Origin of the sequence: Pseudomonas fluorescens, assembly GCF_005938625.1 — a bacterium.
Lineage (GTDB): Bacteria > Pseudomonadota > Gammaproteobacteria > Pseudomonadales > Pseudomonadaceae > Aquipseudomonas > Aquipseudomonas fluorescens_BD.
Genome location: NZ_VCNJ01000015.1, coordinates 52081 through 71605, shown reverse-complemented (window position 1 = coordinate 71605; position 19525 = coordinate 52081). Strand labels below are relative to the sequence as shown.

General features: G+C 60.1%; 19 protein-coding genes. 10 read left to right on the top strand and 9 right to left on the bottom strand.

Annotation, left to right across the window (positions count from 1 at the left end):
• Position 1 precedes the first annotated feature (1 nt).
• Both FGA82_RS11465 and FGA82_RS11460 read right to left on the bottom strand, forming a co-directional pair.
• Positions 2-1246, bottom strand: a complete 1245-nt coding sequence (locus FGA82_RS11465) for an NAD(P)/FAD-dependent oxidoreductase (protein WP_141127170.1) — start codon at positions 1244-1246, stop codon at positions 2-4.
• Between the two features lie 164 nt (positions 1247-1410).
• The gene (locus tag FGA82_RS11460; protein WP_007965280.1) at positions 1411-1752 is read right to left on the bottom strand and encodes an ArsR/SmtB family transcription factor; all 342 of its coding nucleotides are present in this window, start codon (positions 1750-1752) and stop codon (positions 1411-1413) included.
• A gap of 91 nt (positions 1753-1843) precedes the next feature.
• Here FGA82_RS11460 and FGA82_RS11455 point away from each other — a divergent pair, with 91 nt between their 5' ends.
• Together FGA82_RS11455 and FGA82_RS11450 are read left to right on the top strand one after the other, a co-directional pair.
• Complete coding sequence (locus FGA82_RS11455; RefSeq protein ID WP_141127169.1) at positions 1844-2707, top strand: MBL fold metallo-hydrolase; 864 nt, start codon at positions 1844-1846, stop codon at positions 2705-2707.
• 125 nt (positions 2708-2832) lie between these two features.
• Positions 2833-3690: a tyrosinase family protein gene (locus FGA82_RS11450; protein WP_141127168.1), complete on the top strand. Its 858-nt coding sequence runs from the start codon at positions 2833-2835 to the stop codon at positions 3688-3690.
• A 3-nt stretch (positions 3691-3693) separates the two neighbouring features.
• Here the strand turns inward: FGA82_RS11450 and bkdR are convergent, their stop codons facing one another.
• Positions 3694-4182, bottom strand: coding sequence for a Bkd operon transcriptional regulator BkdR (gene bkdR / locus FGA82_RS11445; RefSeq protein WP_016985245.1), 489 nt, complete (start codon positions 4180-4182; stop codon positions 3694-3696).
• A gap of 185 nt (positions 4183-4367) precedes the next feature.
• Between bkdR and FGA82_RS11440 the strand changes: the two genes are divergently transcribed.
• From FGA82_RS11440 to FGA82_RS11420, 5 genes are all read left to right on the top strand, one after another.
• The gene (locus FGA82_RS11440) at positions 4368-5603 is read left to right on the top strand and encodes a 3-methyl-2-oxobutanoate dehydrogenase (2-methylpropanoyl-transferring) subunit alpha (RefSeq protein ID WP_141127167.1); all 1236 of its coding nucleotides are present in this window, start codon (positions 4368-4370) and stop codon (positions 5601-5603) included.
• Between the two features lies 1 nt (position 5604).
• Positions 5605-6663: an alpha-ketoacid dehydrogenase subunit beta gene (locus FGA82_RS11435; RefSeq protein ID WP_003224000.1), complete on the top strand. Its 1059-nt coding sequence runs from the start codon at positions 5605-5607 to the stop codon at positions 6661-6663.
• Complete coding sequence (locus FGA82_RS11430; protein ID WP_141127166.1) at positions 6664-7935, top strand: dihydrolipoamide acetyltransferase family protein; 1272 nt, start codon at positions 6664-6666, stop codon at positions 7933-7935.
• A gap of 7 nt (positions 7936-7942) precedes the next feature.
• Complete coding sequence (gene lpdA, locus FGA82_RS11425; protein ID WP_141127165.1) at positions 7943-9316, top strand: dihydrolipoyl dehydrogenase; 1374 nt, start codon at positions 7943-7945, stop codon at positions 9314-9316.
• A 245-nt stretch (positions 9317-9561) separates the two neighbouring features.
• A complete protein-coding gene (locus tag FGA82_RS11420; protein WP_053121443.1) occupies positions 9562-10581 on the top strand; it encodes a branched-chain amino acid aminotransferase in 1020 nt (339 codons plus the stop codon).
• 280 nt (positions 10582-10861) lie between these two features.
• On the opposite strand, the gene FGA82_RS11415 is transcribed toward FGA82_RS11420, so the two are convergent.
• The 3 genes from FGA82_RS11415 to FGA82_RS11405 all read right to left on the bottom strand — a co-directional run bounded on the left by FGA82_RS11415 (position 10862) and on the right by FGA82_RS11405 (position 13816).
• A complete protein-coding gene (locus FGA82_RS11415) occupies positions 10862-11695 on the bottom strand; it encodes a TIGR03915 family putative DNA repair protein (RefSeq protein WP_141127164.1) in 834 nt (277 codons plus the stop codon).
• The gene (locus FGA82_RS11410; RefSeq protein WP_095118316.1) at positions 11692-12912 is read right to left on the bottom strand and encodes a putative DNA modification/repair radical SAM protein; all 1221 of its coding nucleotides are present in this window, start codon (positions 12910-12912) and stop codon (positions 11692-11694) included. Before FGA82_RS11410 ends, FGA82_RS11415 begins: the two co-directional genes overlap by 4 nt.
• Positions 12913-13057: 145 nt before the next feature.
• Positions 13058-13816, bottom strand: a complete 759-nt coding sequence (locus tag FGA82_RS11405) for an ArsR/SmtB family transcription factor (RefSeq protein WP_141127163.1) — start codon at positions 13814-13816, stop codon at positions 13058-13060.
• A 79-nt stretch (positions 13817-13895) separates the two neighbouring features.
• Between FGA82_RS11405 and FGA82_RS11400 the strand changes: the two genes are divergently transcribed.
• A complete protein-coding gene (locus FGA82_RS11400; RefSeq protein ID WP_141127162.1) occupies positions 13896-14999 on the top strand; it encodes a cytochrome P450 in 1104 nt (367 codons plus the stop codon).
• Positions 15000-15129: 130 nt separating this feature from the next.
• Here FGA82_RS11400 and FGA82_RS11395 read toward each other — a convergent pair whose 3' ends face one another.
• Together FGA82_RS11395 and FGA82_RS11390 are read right to left on the bottom strand one after the other, a co-directional pair.
• On the bottom strand, positions 15130-16383 hold the full coding sequence (locus FGA82_RS11395; RefSeq protein ID WP_432767142.1) for an Nramp family divalent metal transporter: 1254 nt from the start codon (positions 16381-16383) through the stop codon (positions 15130-15132).
• Between the two features lie 223 nt (positions 16384-16606).
• On the bottom strand, positions 16607-17143 hold the full coding sequence (locus FGA82_RS11390) for a chalcone isomerase family protein (RefSeq protein WP_141127160.1): 537 nt from the start codon (positions 17141-17143) through the stop codon (positions 16607-16609).
• 147 nt (positions 17144-17290) lie between these two features.
• Between FGA82_RS11390 and FGA82_RS11385 the strand changes: the two genes are divergently transcribed.
• Both FGA82_RS11385 and FGA82_RS11380 read left to right on the top strand, forming a co-directional pair.
• Positions 17291-18064: a hypothetical protein gene (locus FGA82_RS11385; protein WP_141127159.1), complete on the top strand. Its 774-nt coding sequence runs from the start codon at positions 17291-17293 to the stop codon at positions 18062-18064.
• Between the two features lie 84 nt (positions 18065-18148).
• Positions 18149-18706: a hypothetical protein gene (locus FGA82_RS11380; RefSeq protein WP_077573487.1), complete on the top strand. Its 558-nt coding sequence runs from the start codon at positions 18149-18151 to the stop codon at positions 18704-18706.
• Here FGA82_RS11380 and FGA82_RS11375 read toward each other — a convergent pair.
• Entirely contained in the window at positions 18696-19412 is a 717-nt protein-coding gene (locus FGA82_RS11375; protein ID WP_141127158.1) for an alpha/beta hydrolase, read from the bottom strand. The genes FGA82_RS11380 and FGA82_RS11375 overlap by 11 nt on opposite strands.
• Between the last annotated feature and the right edge of the window lie 113 nt (positions 19413-19525).

The following is a 19525-nucleotide window of genomic DNA, read 5'->3' as shown; positions in this document are numbered from 1 at the left end:
CTCAGTCAACCTTGGACAGACCAGTCAGCCACTCACGGCCCTTGAGCATGCCGTTCCAGTAGAACCACGGCAGCAAGGTTGCCTTGAGAAACCACGCCGAACGCCGCGCCACCGTCGGGTCCAGAGGAAAGGTCGGCAGCAACTTTCCGGCATAACCGAATTCGGCGAGGATCACCTTGCCCTTTTCCACCGTCAGCGGGCAGGAACCATAGCCGTCGTACTTCAGCGGCAGCGGTTGTTGCTTGCGCGCGGCCAGCAGGTTTTCCGCGACCACCACCACTTGCTTGCGCACTGCTGCGGCGGTTTTCGCGTTACTGGTGCCGCAGATATCGCCGAGTGCAAACACCTCGGGATAACGCGGATGCTGCAGGCTGTGCGGATTGACTTCGCACCAGCCGGCAGTGTCGGCCAGCGGGCTTTGCGCGATGAAATCCGGCGAGACCTGCGGCGGCACAACGTGGAGCAGATCGAAGCTTTTCGCCACACGGGTGACGTTGCCTTCAGCGTCCTTGATCTCGAACCACGCGGTTTTCGCCGGGCCGTCGACCTTGACCAGGTTCGAATTGAACGCCAACTGCGCGTGGTACTTTTCGATGTACTTCATCAACGGCGGGACGAACGTGGCCACGCCGAACAGCGCGGCGCCGGCCAGATTGAATTCGACATGGATGTTGTTCAGCGACCCGTTTTTGAGCCAGTGATCGCAAGACAGATACAGCGCTTTTTGCGGCGCACCGGCGCATTTGATCGGCATCGCCGGTTGGGTGAACAGCGCTTTGCCGCCGCGCAGTTTCTGCACCTGATCCCAGGTGTATTGCGCGTGCTGATAGCTGTAGTTGGAGGTGACGCCGTGCTGACCGAGACTTTCCTGCAGGCCTTCGATCTTCTCCCAAGCCAGACGCAGGCCGGGGCAGACAATCAGGTTTTGATAGCTGACCGTGCGTTGATCGTTGAGGGTGAGTTGGCGTTTGTCCGGGTCAATTGCAGTGACTGTCGCTTGCAGCCAGTTTGCTTGTCTGGGCATGACCTTGCTCATCGGTCTTGCGGTGTCTTTGACGTCGTAGGCACCACCGCCGACCAGCGTCCACACCGGTTGGTAGTAATGCTGGGCGCTCGGTTCGATCACGGTAATTTTCAGCGCCGGATCACGCTTGAGCAGGCTGGCGACGAAACCGATACCGGCCGTACCACCGCCGATGACCACGATGTCCGCACTGATGGATGGGCCCCAGTGTTGATCGTTCATTGCTTGTTCCTTTTGCTGCACGCAAGGATTTCTCAGCCTTCACACAAATCCATTGTAGGCCTTCGCCTGCTCGCGATAGCGGTGGGTCAGCCATATCTTTATTGACTGATACACCGCTATCGCGAGCAGGCGAAGGCCTACAGGGGTTTTGTGTTGGCTGGCATTTATTGATGGCCCAGACTTTTCAGCACGGCGCCGCAATAGAGCCCGGACAGGGTTTTCATCACCTGAATGACCTCCGGACTGGCGAGCCCGTAGAAAATGTACTTGCCTTCACGACGGGTCGCGACCAGCCCTTCATCACGCAGGATGCCCAGTTGCTGGGACAGCGTCGGCTGGCGTACGCCGGTCATCTTTTCCAGTTCGCCAACGTTGCGTTCGCCCTGAGTCAATTGACAGAGGATCAGCAGGCGATCCTCATTGGCCAAGGCCTTGAGCAAGGCGCAGGCCTTGGAGGCCGAGGCGCGCAGTTGGGCGACTTCACATTCGGTCAGACTGGATTGCATTTGCACGATGCCTTGAAGGTCACTTAAGCTGCGAACATTATGTTTTTAGATAAAGTGTTGCAACCCATTTTCCTTGTTCAGGTTGGTGTCCATGCCCGCGCAGATTGAATCGTTCCTCGACCCCGCCTCTTCGACCTACAGTTATGTGGTCTATGAAACCGATGGCGGGCAGTGCGCGATCGTCGATCCGGTGCTTGATTACGACGGCGCCGCCGGGCGCACTTGCACCGCGCAGGCCGACAAAATCATCGCCTTCGTTCGCGCCCACAACTTGCAAGTGCAGTGGCTGCTGGAAACCCACGCCCACGCCGATCACCTGTCCGCCGCGCCTTACCTGCGCCGGCAACTGGGCGGAAAAATCGCCATCGGTGAATCGATCAGCAAAGTGCAGAACGTGTTCAAGGCACTGTTCAATCTGGAGCCGGAGTTCTGCGTCGATGGCTCACAGTTCGATCATCTGTTTGCACCGAACGAATCATTCAGGATCGGCAACCTCAAGGCCACCGCCCTGCATGTGCCCGGTCATACCCCGGCGGACATGGCTTATTTGATCGACGGCGAACAGATTCTGGTGGGCGATACGTTGTTCATGCCGGATGTCGGCACTGCGCGCTGCGATTTCCCCGGCGGCAACGCCAATCAGCTATTCGCTTCAATCCAAAAATTGCTGGCCTTTCCGGCCAGCGTAAAACTCTTCGTCTGTCACGATTACCCGCCGCAAGGCCGCGAGTCGCAGTGCCAGACCACGGTCGGCGAGCAGCGCAAAAGCAATATTCATGTGCATGACGGGATCGATGAAGCGGCGTTCGTCGAGATGCGTACAAAACGTGATGCCGGGCTGGGTATGCCGACGCTGCTGCTGCCGGCGATTCAGGTAAATGTGCGGGCGGGGAATTTGCCACCGGCGGAGGAAAACGGCGTGGTTTATCTGAAGATTCCGCTCAATTCCCTATAGGAAAAAATCACTCGACCCGTTTGTGGATTATTTTTCCTACGAACGCTGTCGATGGTGATGAACTGGTGAAAATCCTCTCAGCGATCAGACTCCATTGGGCAAACATTCAATGGAGTTTTCGCAATATGGATATTCGTCGTAATCACCGTGACATGACACCACAACAGAAAGCCGCCTTCATCGATGCCATCCTGAGGCTGAAGAACAACGTCGACAGCGTGCTGCGACCCGGGCAGCAGTCCCGCTACGATGATTTTGTCCAGATCCACAAAAATTCGATGGGCGGGAGCAATCCGCTGATACCCAATCCGCATCGAAGTCCCTTGTTCTATCCGTGGCATCGCATTCTGATCCGCCAGTTCGAACTGGCCTTGCAGGCCGCCGCCAATGACCCGACCATCACCCTGCCCTACTGGAACTGGCAACTGACCGGCGCCGACAACCCTTTCACCTCGGATTTCATGGGCCCAAACGGTGACAGCCTGCAGGACCAGCGCGTCACCGCCGGCCCGTTTTCCACAGAGCAATCGCAGTTCGAAGTCAGAGTCTGGGATGAGGGCATCGGTAACACCGGCATTCGTCGAGATCTTGGGGCAAACGGCGCACTGCCCACGGCAGAGACAGTCATCTCGACACTCAACAGAACGCCATACTGGATGGAAGCAAGCGGCTGGGAAAACGTCTCGGAAACCGAACTGCACAATCCGGTACATGCATGGATAGGTGGCAGCATGGCGCAAGCCTCCTCACCCAATGACCCGATCTTCTTCCTGCACCACTGCTACCTCGACTTGTTGTGGGAGCGCTGGAAACATCAGCATTCTGGCACTCCAGGCTTAACCAACGAGTCCGGCTCGGCGGACATGAACGAAGCCGTGCTGATCTTTCATCCGGCCAATGAACTGGCGCCCTGGTCGCAAACCTTTACCGTCCAGCAAACCCTCTACACCGCAGAGCTCGATTACCGCTATGACTACATCTGACCCTCAACTGCCCAGCGTCAAACCGTTAGCGGGTAACGGCAGCGCGGTCTTGTAGCGCACCTGCTTGAGCGCAAAGCTTGACCGAATGTTCGCCACACCCGGGACTTTGGTCAGGAAGTCCATCATGAAGCGTTCGAGCGACTGAATGGTCGGCACCAGGACCCGGATGAGGTAATCCGGGTCTCCGGCCATCAGGTAGCACTCCATCACCTCCGGGCGATCGGAAATCGCTTCCTCGAAATGCTGCAGCGCTTCCTCGACCTGTTTCTCCAGGCTGACGTGGATGAACACGTTCACATGCAGGCCCAGCAGATCGGCATCCAGCAGCGTCACTTGCTCGCGAATCAGGCCCAATTCTTCCATCGCCTTGACCCGGTTGAAGCACGGCGTTGGTGACAGATTCACCGAACGCGCGAGGTCGGCGTTGGTGATGCGCGCATTCTCCTGAAGGCTGTTGAGAATGCCGATGTCGGTACGGTCCAGTTTGCGCATGAGACAAAACCACCTGTTTTTTATGTTTATGCAGAATTTCTATCTGCAAATCGTCTCCAGCGCAACGAAACAGAGATAAATATTCTTCTTGCCCGGGCCTATGATTGTTGTAGGACAAGATTTCTTCTACCGAAGAATGACTGCCAGCTCACTACAAGAAATTCACAAGATCGAGCGTAGAAGCCATGACCCAAGCGTATGAACCGCTGCGTCTGCACGTCCCTGAACCCTCGGGCCGTCCAGGCTGTAAAACCGATTTTTCCTACCTGCATCTGACCGATGCCGGTACGGTGCGCAAACCTCCTGTCGATGTAGAACCTGCCGACACCGCCGACCTGGCGCGTGGGCTGATTCGTGTGCTCGACGATCAGGGCAACGCTCTCGGCCCATGGGCTGAGAACGTGCCAGTCGAGATCCTGCGAAAAGGCATGCGCGCCATGCTCAAGACGCGGATCTACGACAACCGCATGGTGGTCGCCCAGCGTCAGAAAAAGATGTCGTTCTACATGCAGAGCCTTGGCGAAGAAGCTATCGGCAGTGCCCAGGCTTTGGCCTTGAACATCGACGACATGTGCTTTCCGACCTACCGCCAGCAAAGCATTCTGATGGCCCGCGAAGTACCGCTGGTCGACCTGATCTGCCAACTGCTGTCGAACGAGCGCGACCCGCTCAAGGGCCGGCAGTTGCCGATCATGTACTCGGTCAAGGATGCCGGTTTCTTCACCATTTCCGGCAACCTCGCCACCCAGTTCATTCAGGGTGTGGGCTGGGGCATGGCCTCGGCGATCAAGGGCGACACCAAAATCGCCTCGGCGTGGATCGGTGACGGCGCCACCGCCGAATCGGACTTCCACACCGCCCTCACCTTCGCCCACGTTTATCGTGCGCCGGTAATCCTCAACGTCGTGAATAACCAATGGGCGATTTCGACCTTCCAGGCCATCGCCGGTGGTGAAGCCACCACCTTCGCCGGACGCGGCGTCGGTTGCGGCATCGCCTCGCTGCGCGTTGATGGCAACGACTTCTACGCTGTGTATGCGGCATCTGCCTGGGCCGCCGAACGCGCCCGCCGCAACCTCGGCCCGACCATGATCGAGTGGGTCACCTACCGCGCGGGCCCGCACTCGACTTCCGACGATCCGTCGAAATACCGTCCTGCCGATGACTGGAGCCACTTCCCGCTCGGCGACCCGATCGCACGCCTCAAGCAACACTTGATCAAGGTCGGCCACTGGTCTGACGAAGAGCACGCCGCCGTCAGCGCCGAGCTTGAAGCCGAAGTGATTGCCGCGCAGAAACAGGCCGAACAGTACGGCACCCTCGCCGGCGGCCAGATTCCAAGCGCCGCGACCATGTTCGAAGACGTCTACAAAGAGATGCCGGAGCACTTGAAGCGCCAGCGTCAGCAGTTGGGGATCTGACATGAACGATCACAACAACAATATTCAGTTGGAAACCGCCATGACCACGACCACCATGACCATGATCCAGGCCCTGCGCTCGGCCATGGATGTGATGCTTGAGCGTGATGACAATGTCGTCGTGTTCGGTCAGGACGTCGGCTACTTCGGCGGCGTGTTCCGTTGCACCGAAGGCTTGCAGACCAAGTACGGCACCTCGCGCGTATTCGACGCACCGATCTCCGAAAGCGGCATCGTCGGCGTGGCCGTCGGCATGGGCGCCTACGGTCTGCGTCCGGTCGCCGAGATTCAGTTCGCCGACTACGTCTACCCGGCTTCCGACCAGATCATTTCCGAAGCGGCGCGCCTGCGTTATCGCTCGGCTGGCGAGTTCACCGCACCGATGACCCTGCGCATGCCTTGCGGCGGCGGCATCTACGGCGGCCAGACCCACAGCCAGAGTATCGAGGCGATGTTCACTCAGGTGTGCGGCTTGCGCACGGTGATGCCGTCCAACCCATATGACGCCAAAGGCCTGCTGATCGCCTCCATCGAAAACGATGATCCGGTGATCTTCCTTGAGCCGAAACGCCTGTACAACGGCCCGTTCGACGGCCACCACGACCGCCCGGTGACCCCGTGGTCGAAACACCCGCAAGCCCAGGTTCCGGACGGTTACTACACCGTGCCACTGGACGTGGCCGCGATCACTCGTCCGGGCAAGGACGTGACCGTGCTGACTTACGGCACCACCGTTTACGTGTCGCAAGTCGCTGCCGAAGAAAGCGGCGTGGATGCCGAAGTCATCGACCTGCGCAGCCTGTGGCCGCTGGACCTGGAAACCATCGTCAAATCGGTGAAGAAAACCGGCCGCTGCGTGGTGGTTCACGAAGCCACCCGCACCTGCGGTTTCGGCGCCGAACTGGTGTCGCTGGTGCAAGAGCATTGCTTCCATCACCTGGAAGCGCCGATCGAACGCGTCACCGGTTGGGACACCCCCTACCCGCACGCGCAGGAGTGGGCGTATTTCCCAGGGCCGTCCCGAGTGGGTGCGGCGTTGAAACGGGTTATGGAGGTCTGAATGGGCACGCACGTTATCAAGATGCCGGACATCGGCGAAGGCATCGCAGAAGTAGAACTGTCGCAGTGGCACGTCAAGGTTGGCGACCTGGTGGTTGAAGATCAGGTGCTGGCGGACGTGATGACGGACAAGGCGATGGTCGATATTCCATCGCCGGTACACGGGAAAGTGATTGCCCTCGGTGGTCAGCCGGGTGAAGTGATGGCGGTTGGCAGTGTGCTGATCAGCATTGAAGTTGAGGGGGCCGGTAACTTGAAAGAATCCGCCGCCCCCGCGCCGCTTAAAGAGGCGCCGGTCGCGCCGAAAGCTGAAGCGGTTGTCGAGAGCAAACCTGCTGCAGCCGCGCCGCGCCCTGCTCCTGTTTGCCAAGGTCCGATGGTTGCTCGCGAAGCAGACGAACGCCCTCTCGCCTCGCCGGCCGTGCGCAAACATGCACTGGATCTGGGCATTCAATTGCGTCTGGTACGCGGTTCCGGCCCGGCCGGTCGTGTGCTGCACGAAGACCTTGAGGCCTATCTGGCGCAAGGTCAGTCAAACGCCTCGGCGCCGGTTGCCGCTGCTTACGCCCAGCGTAATGACGAAGAACAGATTCAAGTCATCGGCATGCGCCGCAAGATCGCCCAGCGTATGCAGGACGCCACCCAGCGCGCCGCTCATTTCAGCTACGTCGAAGAAATCGACGTCACCGCGATTGAAGAGCTGCGTGCGCACCTGAACGAAAAACATGGCGCCAGCCGTGGCAAGTTGACCTTGCTGCCGTTCCTCGTCCGCGCCTTGGTCGTCGCCCTGCGCGACTTCCCGCAGATGAACGCCCGTTACGACGACGAAGCTCAGGTCATCACTCGCCTTGGCGCGGTGCATGTCGGCGTTGCTACGCAAAGCGATGTTGGCCTGATGGTGCCGGTGGTGCGTCACGCCGAGGCGCGCAGCCTGTGGGACAGCGCCGCCGAGATTTCGCGTTTGGCCAACGCCGCACGCAATGGCAAGGCCAGCCGCGATGAATTGTCCGGCTCGACCATCACCCTGACCAGTCTCGGTGCGCTGGGCGGCATCGTCAGCACGCCGGTACTGAACCTGCCGGAAGTGGCCATCGTCGGCGTCAACAAAATCGTTGAACGGCCGATGGTCGTCAAAGGCCAGGTGGTGATCCGCAAGATGATGAACCTCTCCAGTTCCTTCGATCACCGCGTGGTCGACGGTATGGACGCGGCACTCTTCATCCAGGCCATTCGCGGCCTGATCGAACAACCTGCCACTTTGTTTGTGGAGTAAGGCGCGCATGCAATCTCTGAACACTACGCTGCTGATCATCGGCGGCGGCCCCGGCGGTTATGTAACGGCAATCCGCGCCGGGCAACTGGGCATTCCGACCATTCTGGTCGAAGGCCAATCGCTGGGCGGCACCTGCCTGAACATCGGCTGCATTCCGTCGAAAGCGCTGATTCACGTGGCTGAGCAGTTTCACCAGACCCAGCATCACAGTCAGGATTCGGCGCTGGGCATCAGCGTTTCCGCGCCGACCCTCGACATCACTAAAAGCGTCGAGTGGAAGGACGGCATTGTTGATCGCCTGACCACCGGTGTTGCTGCGCTGTTGAAGAAGAACAAGGTTCAGGTCATCAATGGCTGGGCCAAGGTCATCGACGGTAAAACCGTGGATGTCGGCGACACGCGCATCCAGTGCGAGCACTTGGTGCTGGCCACCGGTTCGACCAGCGTCAATCTGCCGATCCTGCCGATTGGCGGACCGATCATCTCCTCCACCGAAGCGCTGGCACCGAAGTCCGTGCCGAAGCGTCTGGTGGTGGTTGGCGGTGGTTACATTGGTCTGGAACTGGGCATTGCTTATCGCAAGCTTGGCGCCGACGTCAGTGTGGTCGAGGCGCAGGATCGCATCCTGCCAGCCTACGACGCCGAACTGACGCAGCCGGTGCATGACGCCTTGAAGCAACTGGGCGTGAAGCTGTATCTGCAACACAGCGTGCTGGGTTTCGATGGCACTTTGCAGGTGCGTGATCCCGAAGGTGAAACCCTGAATCTGGAAACCGATCAGGTGCTGGTCGCCGTCGGTCGCAAACCGAATACCCAAGGCTGGAACCTCGAAGCGCTTAATCTGGATATGAACGGTTCGGCGATCAAGATCGACAACCGCTGCCAGACCAGCATGCGCAACGTTTACGCCATCGGCGATCTGAGCGGCGAGCCGATGCTCGCCCACCGCGCCATGGCCCAAGGCGAAATGGTTGCCGAATTGATCAGCGGCAAGACCCGCGAGTTCAACCCTACGGCCATTGCAGCGGTGTGCTTTACCGATCCGGAACTGGTGGTGGTCGGCAAAACCCCGGACGAAGCAAAAGCTGCGGGTCTGGACTGCATCGTTTCCAGTTTCCCGTTCGCCGCCAACGGCCGGGCGATGACGCTGGAATCGAAAAGCGGCTTCGTGCGCGTGGTCGCTCGTCGGGATAACCATGTGATTGTCGGCTGGCAAGCGGTGGGCGTTGGCGTGTCGGAGTTGTCGACGGCGTTTGCGCAAAGCCTGGAAATGGGCGCGCGGCTGGAAGACATCGGTGGCACCATTCATGCGCATCCGACCTTGGGTGAAGCGGTGCAGGAAGCGGCGTTGCGTGCTTTGGGGCATGCGTTGCACCTGTAGCTGCGTTGATCGTTCCCACGCTCTGCGTGGGAATGCAGCCGGGGACGCTCTGCGTCACAAAAGCCGAACGCGGAGCGTCCGATGAGGCATTCCCACGCAGAGCGTAGGAACGATCAAGCGTGGGAACGATCAGTGGAGCGAATTCCGGCTGCGAAACCGCTCAAGAATGAAGTATTGTTGTGCCCATCCAAAAAACGTCAGAAGCCTTGAACCGTTTCGACGGTTGTTCAGTGATAGAGGGTGTCATGGGTAACGAAAGCATCAATTGGGACAAGCTGGGTTTTGACTACATCAAGACCGACAAACGCTATCTGTCGTACTTTCGCGATGGCGAGTGGGACAAGGGCACCCTGACCGAAGATAACGTGCTGCACATCAGCGAAGGCTCGACTGCCCTTCACTATGGCCAGCAGTGCTTCGAAGGCATGAAGGCCTATCGTTGCAAGGACGGCTCGATCAACCTGTTCCGCCCGGACCAGAACGCCCTGCGCATGCAACGCAGCTGCGCGCGTCTACTGATGCCGACGGTCGACACCGAGCAGTTCATCGAAGCCTGTAAAGAAGTGGTTCGCGCCAACGAGCGCTTCATTCCGCCATACGGCACCGGCGGCGCGCTGTACCTGCGTCCGTTCGTGATCGGCGTGGGCGACAACATCGGCGTGCGCACTGCCCCCGAGTTCATCTTCTCGATCTTCTGCATCCCGGTCGGTGCCTACTTCAAGGGCGGCCTGACCCCGCACAACTTCCAGATCTCCAGCTACGACCGCGCTGCCCCACAAGGCACCGGCGCAGCCAAGGTCGGCGGCAACTACGCGGCCAGCCTGATGCCGGGCTCGAAAGCGAAGAAAGCCAACTTCGCCGACGCGATCTACCTGGATCCGATGACCCACACCAAGATCGAAGAAGTCGGTTCGGCCAACTTCTTCGGAATCACCCACGACAACAAGTTCATCACCCCGAACTCGCCGTCCGTTCTGCCAGGCATCACCCGCCTGTCGCTGATCGAACTGGCGAAATCGCGTCTGGGCCTGGAAGTGGTTGAAGGCGATGTGCTGATCGACAAGCTGTCGGACTTCAAGGAAGCCGGCGCTTGCGGTACTGCTGCGGTGATCACGCCGATCGGTGGCATCAGCTACAACGACCATCTGCATGTGTTCCACAGCGAAACCGAAGTAGGTCCTGTGACCCAGAAGCTTTACAAAGAGCTGACTGGCGTGCAGACCGGCGACATCGAAGCGCCAGCGGGCTGGATCGTCAAGGTTTGATTTGACGGCTGGTGATGTCGAAAAGCCCTCCACCGAGTGATTGGTGGGGGGCTTTTTTTTATGGCGTTTGGCGCAGTATTTGTGGCGTGCTTGAGATTCTTTCCCCCTCACCCCAGCCCTCCCGAAACGTCGGACCGCCCCCAGGGGGCGAGGGGGAAAGGGAGCCGATCTTTGTGCCGTTCAAAACCTGAGTTCGACTTGATCGTTCAGGTCGATGGATCAAGTCCAAACACCTCGGTCAGTCCCCTCTCCCTATGGGCGGTCCGACGTTTCGGGAGGGTTAGGGTGAGGGGCTTTTCAGCGTTATTCGTTTACCAAGTCGCTCAGCAATCCCACTCGCCTGCCCATTCTGCTGTTTCCCCATCCGCGCCTGCGTAATCAACCCAGGAATCAACTCCCCTTCCGGCAAATTTTTCCAGAACCGCGCCGGCAAATGCCCCTGCATGACCTTCTCGTTCAACCGCGCAGGATTAAAGATGTGGCTGTAATAAGTCAGCCACAGATCACCATGAGGATCGTCGACGTTCTGCGCCAACTGCTGCCATTCCACCGGGCATTGCCGCTGATGAATCAATTGCTCGCCATCGTAATAAACCCCGTCACGCGGCGTGGCGATCAACCAGCGGTGGCGGCCCATCCGCCCAATAAAATGCTCACTGGCACTGTGTAGAATGTCGTGGGCCGGCTCATGCCAAGCCACATATTGCGGACCCGCGCTTGATGACGGGCGCTCGATGAAACGCACAAACGCATGCAGATGATGGGCTTCCCGATTCACTTGCTTGATACGTCGCTGCAACTCACTGCCGAGTTTGTCCCCGGCCATCATCGCCGTGCGGTCGCCATGGCTGACGCGCCACAACACTTCATACAACAGGCTCCAGCGTTGATCGCCACGATAGCGCGAAGCTTGTTCCAGGGTATCAATCAGCGCGCGCGGGATTCTCGCCATAAACGGCCCCTGCCCTTCAGGCACCGGCTCATCACTTGCAAACAGATCAGCCACGCCCTGCGAGGCCCAGCTCACCAGACTCGGGTCGACTTCATGGCTCAGTAGCCAGCGCGCCTGCTGGCGCCACGTGTCGAACAAATCGTCGCAATCAAGATTGATCATCCCCACAGCCCCATCTGCTGCGGCATCGGCCGGTCGCGCAGTTGCTGATAGAGCAAATGGCTGGTGACCTCGGCTTGCTGCGGGTGATAGTCGCTGGTGATGATGAACGGCTTGGCCTTGGCCAGCACGCAACGCATGCGCGCGACGTCTTCGTAACGAATGCGCCGCTGCCTGCGCAGCTCGACCAGACGTTCGGTGGTGCGCAGTCCGATACCGGGAATACGCGCAATCAAGGATGCTTCGGCACGGTTCAGATCCAGCGGAAACACCTCGCGATTCTGCAACGCCCAGGCCAGTTTCGGGTCGATGTCCAGCGCCAGATTGCCCGGCCCCTTAAGCAACTCATCGGCGCTGTAGCCGTAGCTGCGCAGGAGAAAATCGGCCTGATACAAACGGTGTTCGCGCATCAGCGGCGGCGCGGCCAGCGGTACGCTTTTCGGGCTGTCGGGGATCGGGCTGAAGGCTGAGTAGTAAACCCGGCGCAGACGGAAGTTGCCGTACAAGGCCTGCGCGCTGTGGAGGATGGTGCTGTCGTCGGTGTCGTCGGCGCCGACGATCAATTGCGTGCTCTGCCCGGCGGGGGCGAACTTCGCCGAGCGCGGTTCGTTCAAAACCGTCTGCACGCCGGTGTAGATGGTGCTCATCGCCTGTTTGATCGAAGCGATATCCTTCTCCGGCGCCAGCACTTGCAGGCTGGCATCGGTCGGCAGTTCGATGTTGACGCTCAGGCGATCGGCGTAGCGGCCAGCCTCCTCGATCAATGCCGGATCGGCTTCGGGAATGGTCTTGAGATGGATGTACCCGCGAAACTCATGCTCTTCGCGCAGCAGCTTCGCCACCCGCACCAGTTGCTCCATCGTGTAGTCTGCCGATCGAATGATGCCGGAACTGAGAAACAGCCCGCTGACGCAATTGCGCCGGTAGAAATCCATGGTCAGCGCCACGACCTCTTCGGGGGTGAAACGGGCACGCGGGACATCGCTGGAGCGGCGGTTGACGCAGTATTGGCAATCGTAAAGACAGAAGTTGGTCAGCAGAATCTTCAACAGCGACACGCAGCGGCCGTCCGGCGTGTAGCTGTGGCAGATGCCCATGCCATCGGTCGAACCCAAGCCGCTCTTGCCTTCGGAGCTGCGCTTGGGCGCGCCGCTGCTCGCGCAGGAGGCGTCGTACTTGGCGGCGTCGGCGAGGATGCTCAGCTTGTCGATGATTTGCATGGCGCGGGCTCTATACTGTTTGCATATACAGTATAGAGTCAGGCGCGCGTACACAAGATCGGCAATGACCCCTCGTCGGCGCAATGCATAGATCAAAAGATCGCAGCCTTCGGCAGCTCCTACAAGGATTGGGTAGGTTCGAGATTTATCGGGTGTACGCGATTCCTGTAGGAGCTGCCGCAGGCTGCGATCTTTTGATCTGCCCGTCGACCGGCAACTCAACGCCAAACCGCGCGCTGATCTCCTTGCGCCCCGCTGCCGTCAACGCCAACGCTCGACTGTCCAGATCCTGCGTCACCCACTTGCGCTTCAGCGCGGTCTGCAACAACGCCGCGCCCAGCGAGCCACCGAGATGCGGCCGGCGCATGCTCCAGTCCAGGCACGGGCAGGCAAACTTGCGGCGCAGGGTCGTCAAGTCCTGCACTTCTATTCCCAAACCGATAAACAACGCCTCGCCACTGCCGGTCAAGCGATACGCCTGCTCGTCGGTTGCCACCAGCCAACCGGCTGCGATCAAACGGTCATGCAGCAACACCGCCAGCGTCCCGGCCATGTGGTCGTAGCAAGTGCGCGCGAATTGCAGACGATCCGGCGTATGCGCCTTGAACGTCGGCGCCGCGTTCTGGCCAATCACCATCAACGCTTCCAGCGCTTGCGCTACGCGCTGATCGGCGAGGCTGTAATAGCGATGGCGGCCCTGCACATGCAGGCGCACCAGGGCCAGGTCCTTGAGTTTCGCCAAGTGCACACTGGCGGTCGAGGCGCTGACTTCAGCGATCGTCGCAAGCTCCGTGCTGGTGCGGGCGTGGCCGTCCATCAGCGAACAGAGGATTTTCGTTCGCGCCGGTTCAGCGATGGCGGCGGCCACTTGGGAAACGCCGATGTCTTGATGTTCTGCGTGCATAGTTCGCTCCCGGACGAATCATCGTCGTTGCGCAGTGGAGATAGTAGCAACACTTTCCCCGCCGACAAGGACGCAAACCATGAACCCGATCAGCGCCGCAACGCATGTCGATCCTTATCCCTACTACGCCGAACTGCGCGCAGCAGGTGGCCTGACGTTTCATCCGGAGTTGAAACTGTGGGTCGCCAGCAGCGCCCGTGCGGTGTGTGCGGTGTTGGCCCACACCGATTGCCGGGTGCGCCCGGCGCAGGAGCCCGTACCCAAAGCGATTGCAAAAGGCATGGCCGGCAAGGTCTTCGGCCAACTTATGCGGATGAATGACGGTGAACGCCAGCGCTGCCCGCGTTCTGCGATTGAGCCTCAGTTGGCCTCCCTCACCCCTGATGTCGTTAACACTTTGGTCGCCGCACGGCTGATCACAGCGGATACCGACGGCCTATACAAAGCCATGTTCCGTGGCCCGGTGTGCGTGGTCGCGGCGCTTTTGGGATTCCCCCCGGCGCAGGCGCGGGCAGTCAGCGAGCTGACGGCGAACTTCGTCGCCTGTCTGTCGCCGTTGAGCGATGACCTGCAATTGGCCGCAGCGGATGCGGCGGCCGAACACCTGCGCGGCTACTTCATCGAACTGCTCGCCGAACCCGCCAGCGACTTCCTCAGCGCGATCCAGCAGCGCTTTGTCGGCGATGAGGAAATCCTGATCGCCAACCTGATCGGCCTCTGTTCGCAGACGTTCGAAGCCTGCGCCGGGCTGATCGGCAACACGCTGTTGGCGTTACGTCGTCAGCCGGCGTTGCGCGGCGAATCCATCGACGCACTGCTCAGCGAAGTGCAGCGCCTCGACCCGCCCGTGCAGAACACCCGACGCTTTGTCGCAGCGTCCTGTGAGATTGCTGGAGTACGTGTCGAAACCGGCGATGTGATTCTGCTGCTGTTGGCCTCGGCCAATCGTGATCCGGCGCTCAACGAACGGCCGGACGAGTTTCTGCCACAGCGCGCCAACCGCCGCAGTTTCAGTTTCGGCAGTGGTCGGCATCAGTGTCCGGGGCAAGCGTTGGCGATGAGTATTGCCGGGGCGACAGTGAGGGAAATACTCGCAAAGGGCATCGATCTGAATTGCCTGAACTGGCACTACCGGCCCTCGCTCAATGGGCGCATTCCTGTGTTCAGCGACTCGGGCGCCTGACAGTCCGTCTTCGCGAGCAAGCTCGCTCCCACATGAGTTATCGGGTGGTCACAACATTGTGCACACCCAATACCCCTGTGGGAGCGAGCTTGCTCGCGAAGAGGCCAGCCCAGTCACTGCAAAATATGGCTCAAACCGCCCACTGCAAAATCAACCAGCTGTTAGCGCCGCTGATCACCACAAACAAACCCCAAGCCAGTACCCGGGTTGGCCAACGGTTCACAAACGGTCCCATGAGTTGCTTGTCATTAGTCATGCGGATCAAGGGGTACAGGGCAAACGGCAACTGCAGACTCAACACCACCTGACTCAGCACCAGCAACTTGCCGATCGCGTTATCGCCCATCAGCCACACGCCGATAAACGCCGGAATCAGCGCCAGTCCGCGAGTGATCAAGCGTCGCTGCCAGCACGGAATCCGCAGGTTCAGGTATCCCTCCATGATCACTTGGCCGGCAATGGTGCCGGTGAAGGTCGAACTCTGCCCCGACGCCAGCAGCGCCACGCCGAACAACACACTGGCCAGCGCACCACCGACCAGTGGGTCGAGCAAGTGGTAGGCGTCCTGAATGTCCACCACGTCGGTGTGTCCGGACTGGTGAAACGCCGCCGCCGCGAGGATCAGGATTGCCGCGTTGACCAGCAACGCCAGCGCCAGCGAACCGATGGTGTCGATGCGCGCCAGTTTCACCGCGTCCTGCTTGCTCGCCAGGTCCTTGCCGATCATCCGCGTCTGCACGATCGAGGTGTGCAGATAGAGGTTATGCGGCATCACCGTTGCGCCGAGAATACCGATGGCCAGGTACAACGGCGCCGCCTCGCCAATCGCCGCCAGCGACGGTTTGAAACCCTGGGCGACGTCGGGCCAGTAGGGTTTGATCAGCAACAGTTCAACGAAGAAACACACGCCAATGGTCGCGACCAACACCAGCATGATCGCCTCAAGCCTGCGGAAACCGCGATTTTGCAGGGCCAGCACCAGCAAGGTGTCGAACGCGGTAAGGGCGATACCGAAGGTCAGCGAACAACCGAGCAACAAGTGAAACGCCAGCGCACAACCAAGTACTTCAGCGAGGTCCGTGGCGATGATCGAGATTTCCGCCAGCACCCACTGCAGCCGTGCAGTCGGCGTGCTGTAGCGCTCGCGGGACAATTGCGCCAAATCGCGCCCGGTGGCAATGCCCAGTCGCGAGCACAGGCATTGCACGACCATGCCCGCCAGACTCGCCAGCAACACCACAAATAACAGGCTGTAACCAAAGCGTGAACCGGCCTCGATAGCGGTAGCCCAGTTGCCCGGATCCATGTAGCCGATCGACACCAGCAAACCGGGACCGGCGAAACGCAGCACGCGTTTGAAGAACGAGGCGTTGGGATCAACCACAACACTGCCAGCCACTTCCGGCGGGCAAAACGGCGCGGTGGCGATTTTGGGCAAACTGAATTTCACGCACACATCCAGAAACAAGTCGAAAGACGCAGCTTAGAGGTTTCCGCCACAGCCTTGAAGCGCAAAAGATCGCAGCCTTCGGCAGCTCCTACATTGGAATGCACTCTCCTGTAGGAGCTGCCGAAGGCTCGGGCCGCGATCGGACGATCTTTTGCTCTTATCGACTCACCCCCAACAACTGCTCGCGCAACTCGGGACTGCGTGTGCGCGGATCCAGCCAGATATCAAAAAACGCCCGGGCAAACAGCGGGTCATCGATCTCATGCTGCAACTGCTGGCCGACAAAAAAACGCGCGCCCTGCCCCGGCAGATACACGCCGGTAATCCGCATGCCGGCCTGCACATCGACGAACGATTGCTGCATCTGGATTTGCCAGCCGGCCAATTGCGCCGGGCTGACGCTGCTGCCTGCGAGGCGTTTGATTTCATCGACGCTGGCCTTGACCAGGTCGTCGCGGGAAATGTTGCGGCGGTAGATCAGCTCCAGCGCAAACGGCTGACCGTCGACCAAGGGTCGCGCGGCACTCCACAGGCGCGCGTTGTAGACATCAAAACCGAACACGCTGAAATCGCCGGTGCCGATGATTTGCGCGCCGGGCACCGCGTCCTGCCAATTGGCCCAGGTTGGCGTCAGCAACAGCGCCCATAAGCCAATGCCGCAGCACCCCCGCAACACCTTCGGTGTTCTGTTCATCGCGGTATCGACTCCGGCAAGCCCTGATAATCAGAGCATAGCCGGGTATCGTCGTCGGCACTTTGTATACAAAAACTGCGCACATAGGCAGCAATCGCCTAACGACAATGCTAACGTGGCGCACCTTCAACGGATGGAGACTCCTGCGTGCTGATCCTCAAACTGCTGCTGATTCCCGGTTTTCTGCTGCTGATTTCCCTGGCGGGCAAACGTTGGGGGCCGAGCGTGGCCGGGTGGCTGTCGGGATTGCCGGTGGTGGTCGGGCCGATTCTGTTTTTCCTCGCCGTCGAGCAGGGTCCGGGCTTTGCCGCGCAGTCGGCGGTGGCGGCGTTGTCGGCGATGTTCGCGATGATTGCGTTCTGCATCACCTATGCGCAGGTCGCGCAACGGGCGAACTGGCCATTGGCGCTGACGGCGTCGCTGTCGGTGTGGGCCATCATCGCGGGGGTGTTGTCGCTGATCCCGGCGTCGCTGCCGTTTTCCGTGGCAGCGGCGGCGATTGCGTTGCTGGCATCGCCGTACCTGTTTCCCACGGTGCAACCGGTGCTCAGCGGCCCGGCGCCGAAGTCGGACAAACTGATCTGGCGGATGATCGCCGGCGCCGCGTTGACCCTGGTGGTGACGATGCTCGCCAGCACCGTCGGCGAGCGCTGGAGCGGTTTGCTCGCGGTGTTCCCGGTGCTCGGCAGTGTGATGGCGGTGTTCTCGCAACAGACGCGCGGCCCGGCGTTTACCGCCGCACTATTACGGGCGACGGCGACCGGCATGTATTCGTTTTCGGCGTTTTGTCTGGTCTCGGCGCTGACCTTGCCAAGCATGGGCCTGAGCGGTTTTGCCGTCGGCGTTGCAGTGTCGGTGGCCATGCTTGGTGTGACCAAACGCCTGCTGGCCCGTCCGCTGGCGAAAGCGCAGGCGCAGTAACCGCTCAGACGATTCACGCTGGAACGCCCGGCCCTCTCCGTGGGATGATCGCCCGCCTCGCGCGACCATCCACCGGAGATTCACATGTCATTGTTGAGCAAAAAAACCGTCGTCCTGCTGGTGGCGGCCCTCGCCGGTTTCGGCGCCCTCCACGCGCAAGCGGCCAAGAAAAATACCGGCACCGAGAAAGTCTCGATGCTCGAGGGCAAATTCACTTTTGTACTGCCAAAAGGTTTCGTCGCCGATCCGCTGCCGACCAGCCCGAGCGGGACCACGGGCACGATGTACACCAACGAGGCCACAAAAACCGTGGTCATTACCGCCGAAAACAAGATTCCCGAAGGCCAGCACGTCAAGGACAACGACGGCCAGTTCCTCGACGGCAGCGTGGCGAGTTTCATTGAAGACCAACGCAAAGCGCTGCCGGACTTCAACAAACTCAGCGAAAAGAGCCTGACCCAAAAAGGCACCGGCCTTGGCCTGCGTCAGGTCGACAGCACCGCGACCCAGGGCGGCGGCCAGACCCTCAACACCACGCTGATGGCCGGCTCCGGCACGAAGATGGCGCTGGTGCAGGTGATTTCCCGCGCCAGCGACAAGAAAGGTCACGATGCGCTGGTGAAAACCATCCTCAAGGATTGAGCTGCTGCAACCAGCCGTTCAAGTCACGCAGCTCGGCCGCACTGATACTGTGGCCGACGCCGGGATAGGCATGGAACTGCGGCTTGTAACCGAGTTTCTGTAGTTGCGTGTTGGCCTCGGTGCCGTTTTTATACGGCACGCGATCATCGGCCGTGCCGTGGCCGATGAAGATGCTCAGCGGCAGTGGCTGCTGTTCGGCCTTGAGTTCAGCCTTCAACACCGGCAATAAACGCCCGCTCAGCGCGGCGATCCCGCCGACGGCGACTGGCGGCCGCAGCCCCACCTCGTAGGTCATCATCGCGCCCTGGCTGAAGCCGATCAGATACACCTTGTCCGGGGTGGTGTGATATTTCTTCGCTGCTTGCGCGATAAAGTCGCGCAGTTTCTGGCCACTGACCTTCAGATCATCGGTCTCGCCGTTGTAGGCACCTTCGCCTTTCTTGCGAAACCACTGGAAACGTCCTTCACCGAGCGACAACGGTGCTTGCACCGACAGGTAGTTGTATTGCGCCGGCAGCTGAAATTTCATGCCGATCAGATCGGCTTCGTTACTGCCGTAGCCGTGCAGGAAAATCACCAGCGGACGCGCCTCAGCGTCGGCGTGCACCTGTTCGATGTACTTGAGCGGCAGATCGGATTGCAGCGTGGTTTGCGCCTGCACAGCGCTGGACGCCAGCAGGGTCAACAGAGCAAAGACCTTCAACATAGAGCCTTCCTTCACAGAGTGTCGGGTTCGGGGGGAGCCTAACATCCTGCGGCGAGGATCAACATGTTGGGTGCTGCTGATGGCCCCTTCGCGAGCAAGCTCGCTCCCACATT

What these genes read in the sequence shown, in the direction of transcription:
- FGA82_RS11465 (WP_141127170.1), bottom strand. Translation starts at nt 1,246, where the DNA reads ATGAACGATCAACACTGGGGCCCATCCATCAGTGCGGACATCGTGGTC.
- FGA82_RS11460 (WP_007965280.1), bottom strand. Translation starts at nt 1,752, where the DNA reads ATGCAATCCAGTCTGACCGAATGTGAAGTCGCCCAACTGCGCGCCTCG.
- FGA82_RS11455 (WP_141127169.1), top strand. Translation starts at nt 1,844, where the DNA reads ATGCCCGCGCAGATTGAATCGTTCCTCGACCCCGCCTCTTCGACCTAC.
- FGA82_RS11450 (WP_141127168.1), top strand. Translation starts at nt 2,833, where the DNA reads ATGGATATTCGTCGTAATCACCGTGACATGACACCACAACAGAAAGCC.
- bkdR (WP_016985245.1), bottom strand. Translation starts at nt 4,182, where the DNA reads ATGCGCAAACTGGACCGTACCGACATCGGCATTCTCAACAGCCTTCAG.
- FGA82_RS11440 (WP_141127167.1), top strand. Translation starts at nt 4,368, where the DNA reads ATGACCCAAGCGTATGAACCGCTGCGTCTGCACGTCCCTGAACCCTCG.
- FGA82_RS11435 (WP_003224000.1), top strand. Translation starts at nt 5,605, where the DNA reads ATGAACGATCACAACAACAATATTCAGTTGGAAACCGCCATGACCACG.
- FGA82_RS11430 (WP_141127166.1), top strand. Translation starts at nt 6,664, where the DNA reads ATGGGCACGCACGTTATCAAGATGCCGGACATCGGCGAAGGCATCGCA.
- lpdA (WP_141127165.1), top strand. Translation starts at nt 7,943, where the DNA reads ATGCAATCTCTGAACACTACGCTGCTGATCATCGGCGGCGGCCCCGGC.
- FGA82_RS11420 (WP_053121443.1), top strand. Translation starts at nt 9,562, where the DNA reads ATGGGTAACGAAAGCATCAATTGGGACAAGCTGGGTTTTGACTACATC.
- FGA82_RS11415 (WP_141127164.1), bottom strand. Translation starts at nt 11,695, where the DNA reads ATGATCAATCTTGATTGCGACGATTTGTTCGACACGTGGCGCCAGCAG.
- FGA82_RS11410 (WP_095118316.1), bottom strand. Translation starts at nt 12,912, where the DNA reads ATGCAAATCATCGACAAGCTGAGCATCCTCGCCGACGCCGCCAAGTAC.
- FGA82_RS11405 (WP_141127163.1), bottom strand. Translation starts at nt 13,816, where the DNA reads ATGCACGCAGAACATCAAGACATCGGCGTTTCCCAAGTGGCCGCCGCC.
- FGA82_RS11400 (WP_141127162.1), top strand. Translation starts at nt 13,896, where the DNA reads ATGAACCCGATCAGCGCCGCAACGCATGTCGATCCTTATCCCTACTAC.
- FGA82_RS11390 (WP_141127160.1), bottom strand. Translation starts at nt 17,143, where the DNA reads ATGAACAGAACACCGAAGGTGTTGCGGGGGTGCTGCGGCATTGGCTTA.
- FGA82_RS11380 (WP_077573487.1), top strand. Translation starts at nt 18,149, where the DNA reads ATGTCATTGTTGAGCAAAAAAACCGTCGTCCTGCTGGTGGCGGCCCTC.
- FGA82_RS11375 (WP_141127158.1), bottom strand. Translation starts at nt 19,412, where the DNA reads ATGTTGAAGGTCTTTGCTCTGTTGACCCTGCTGGCGTCCAGCGCTGTG.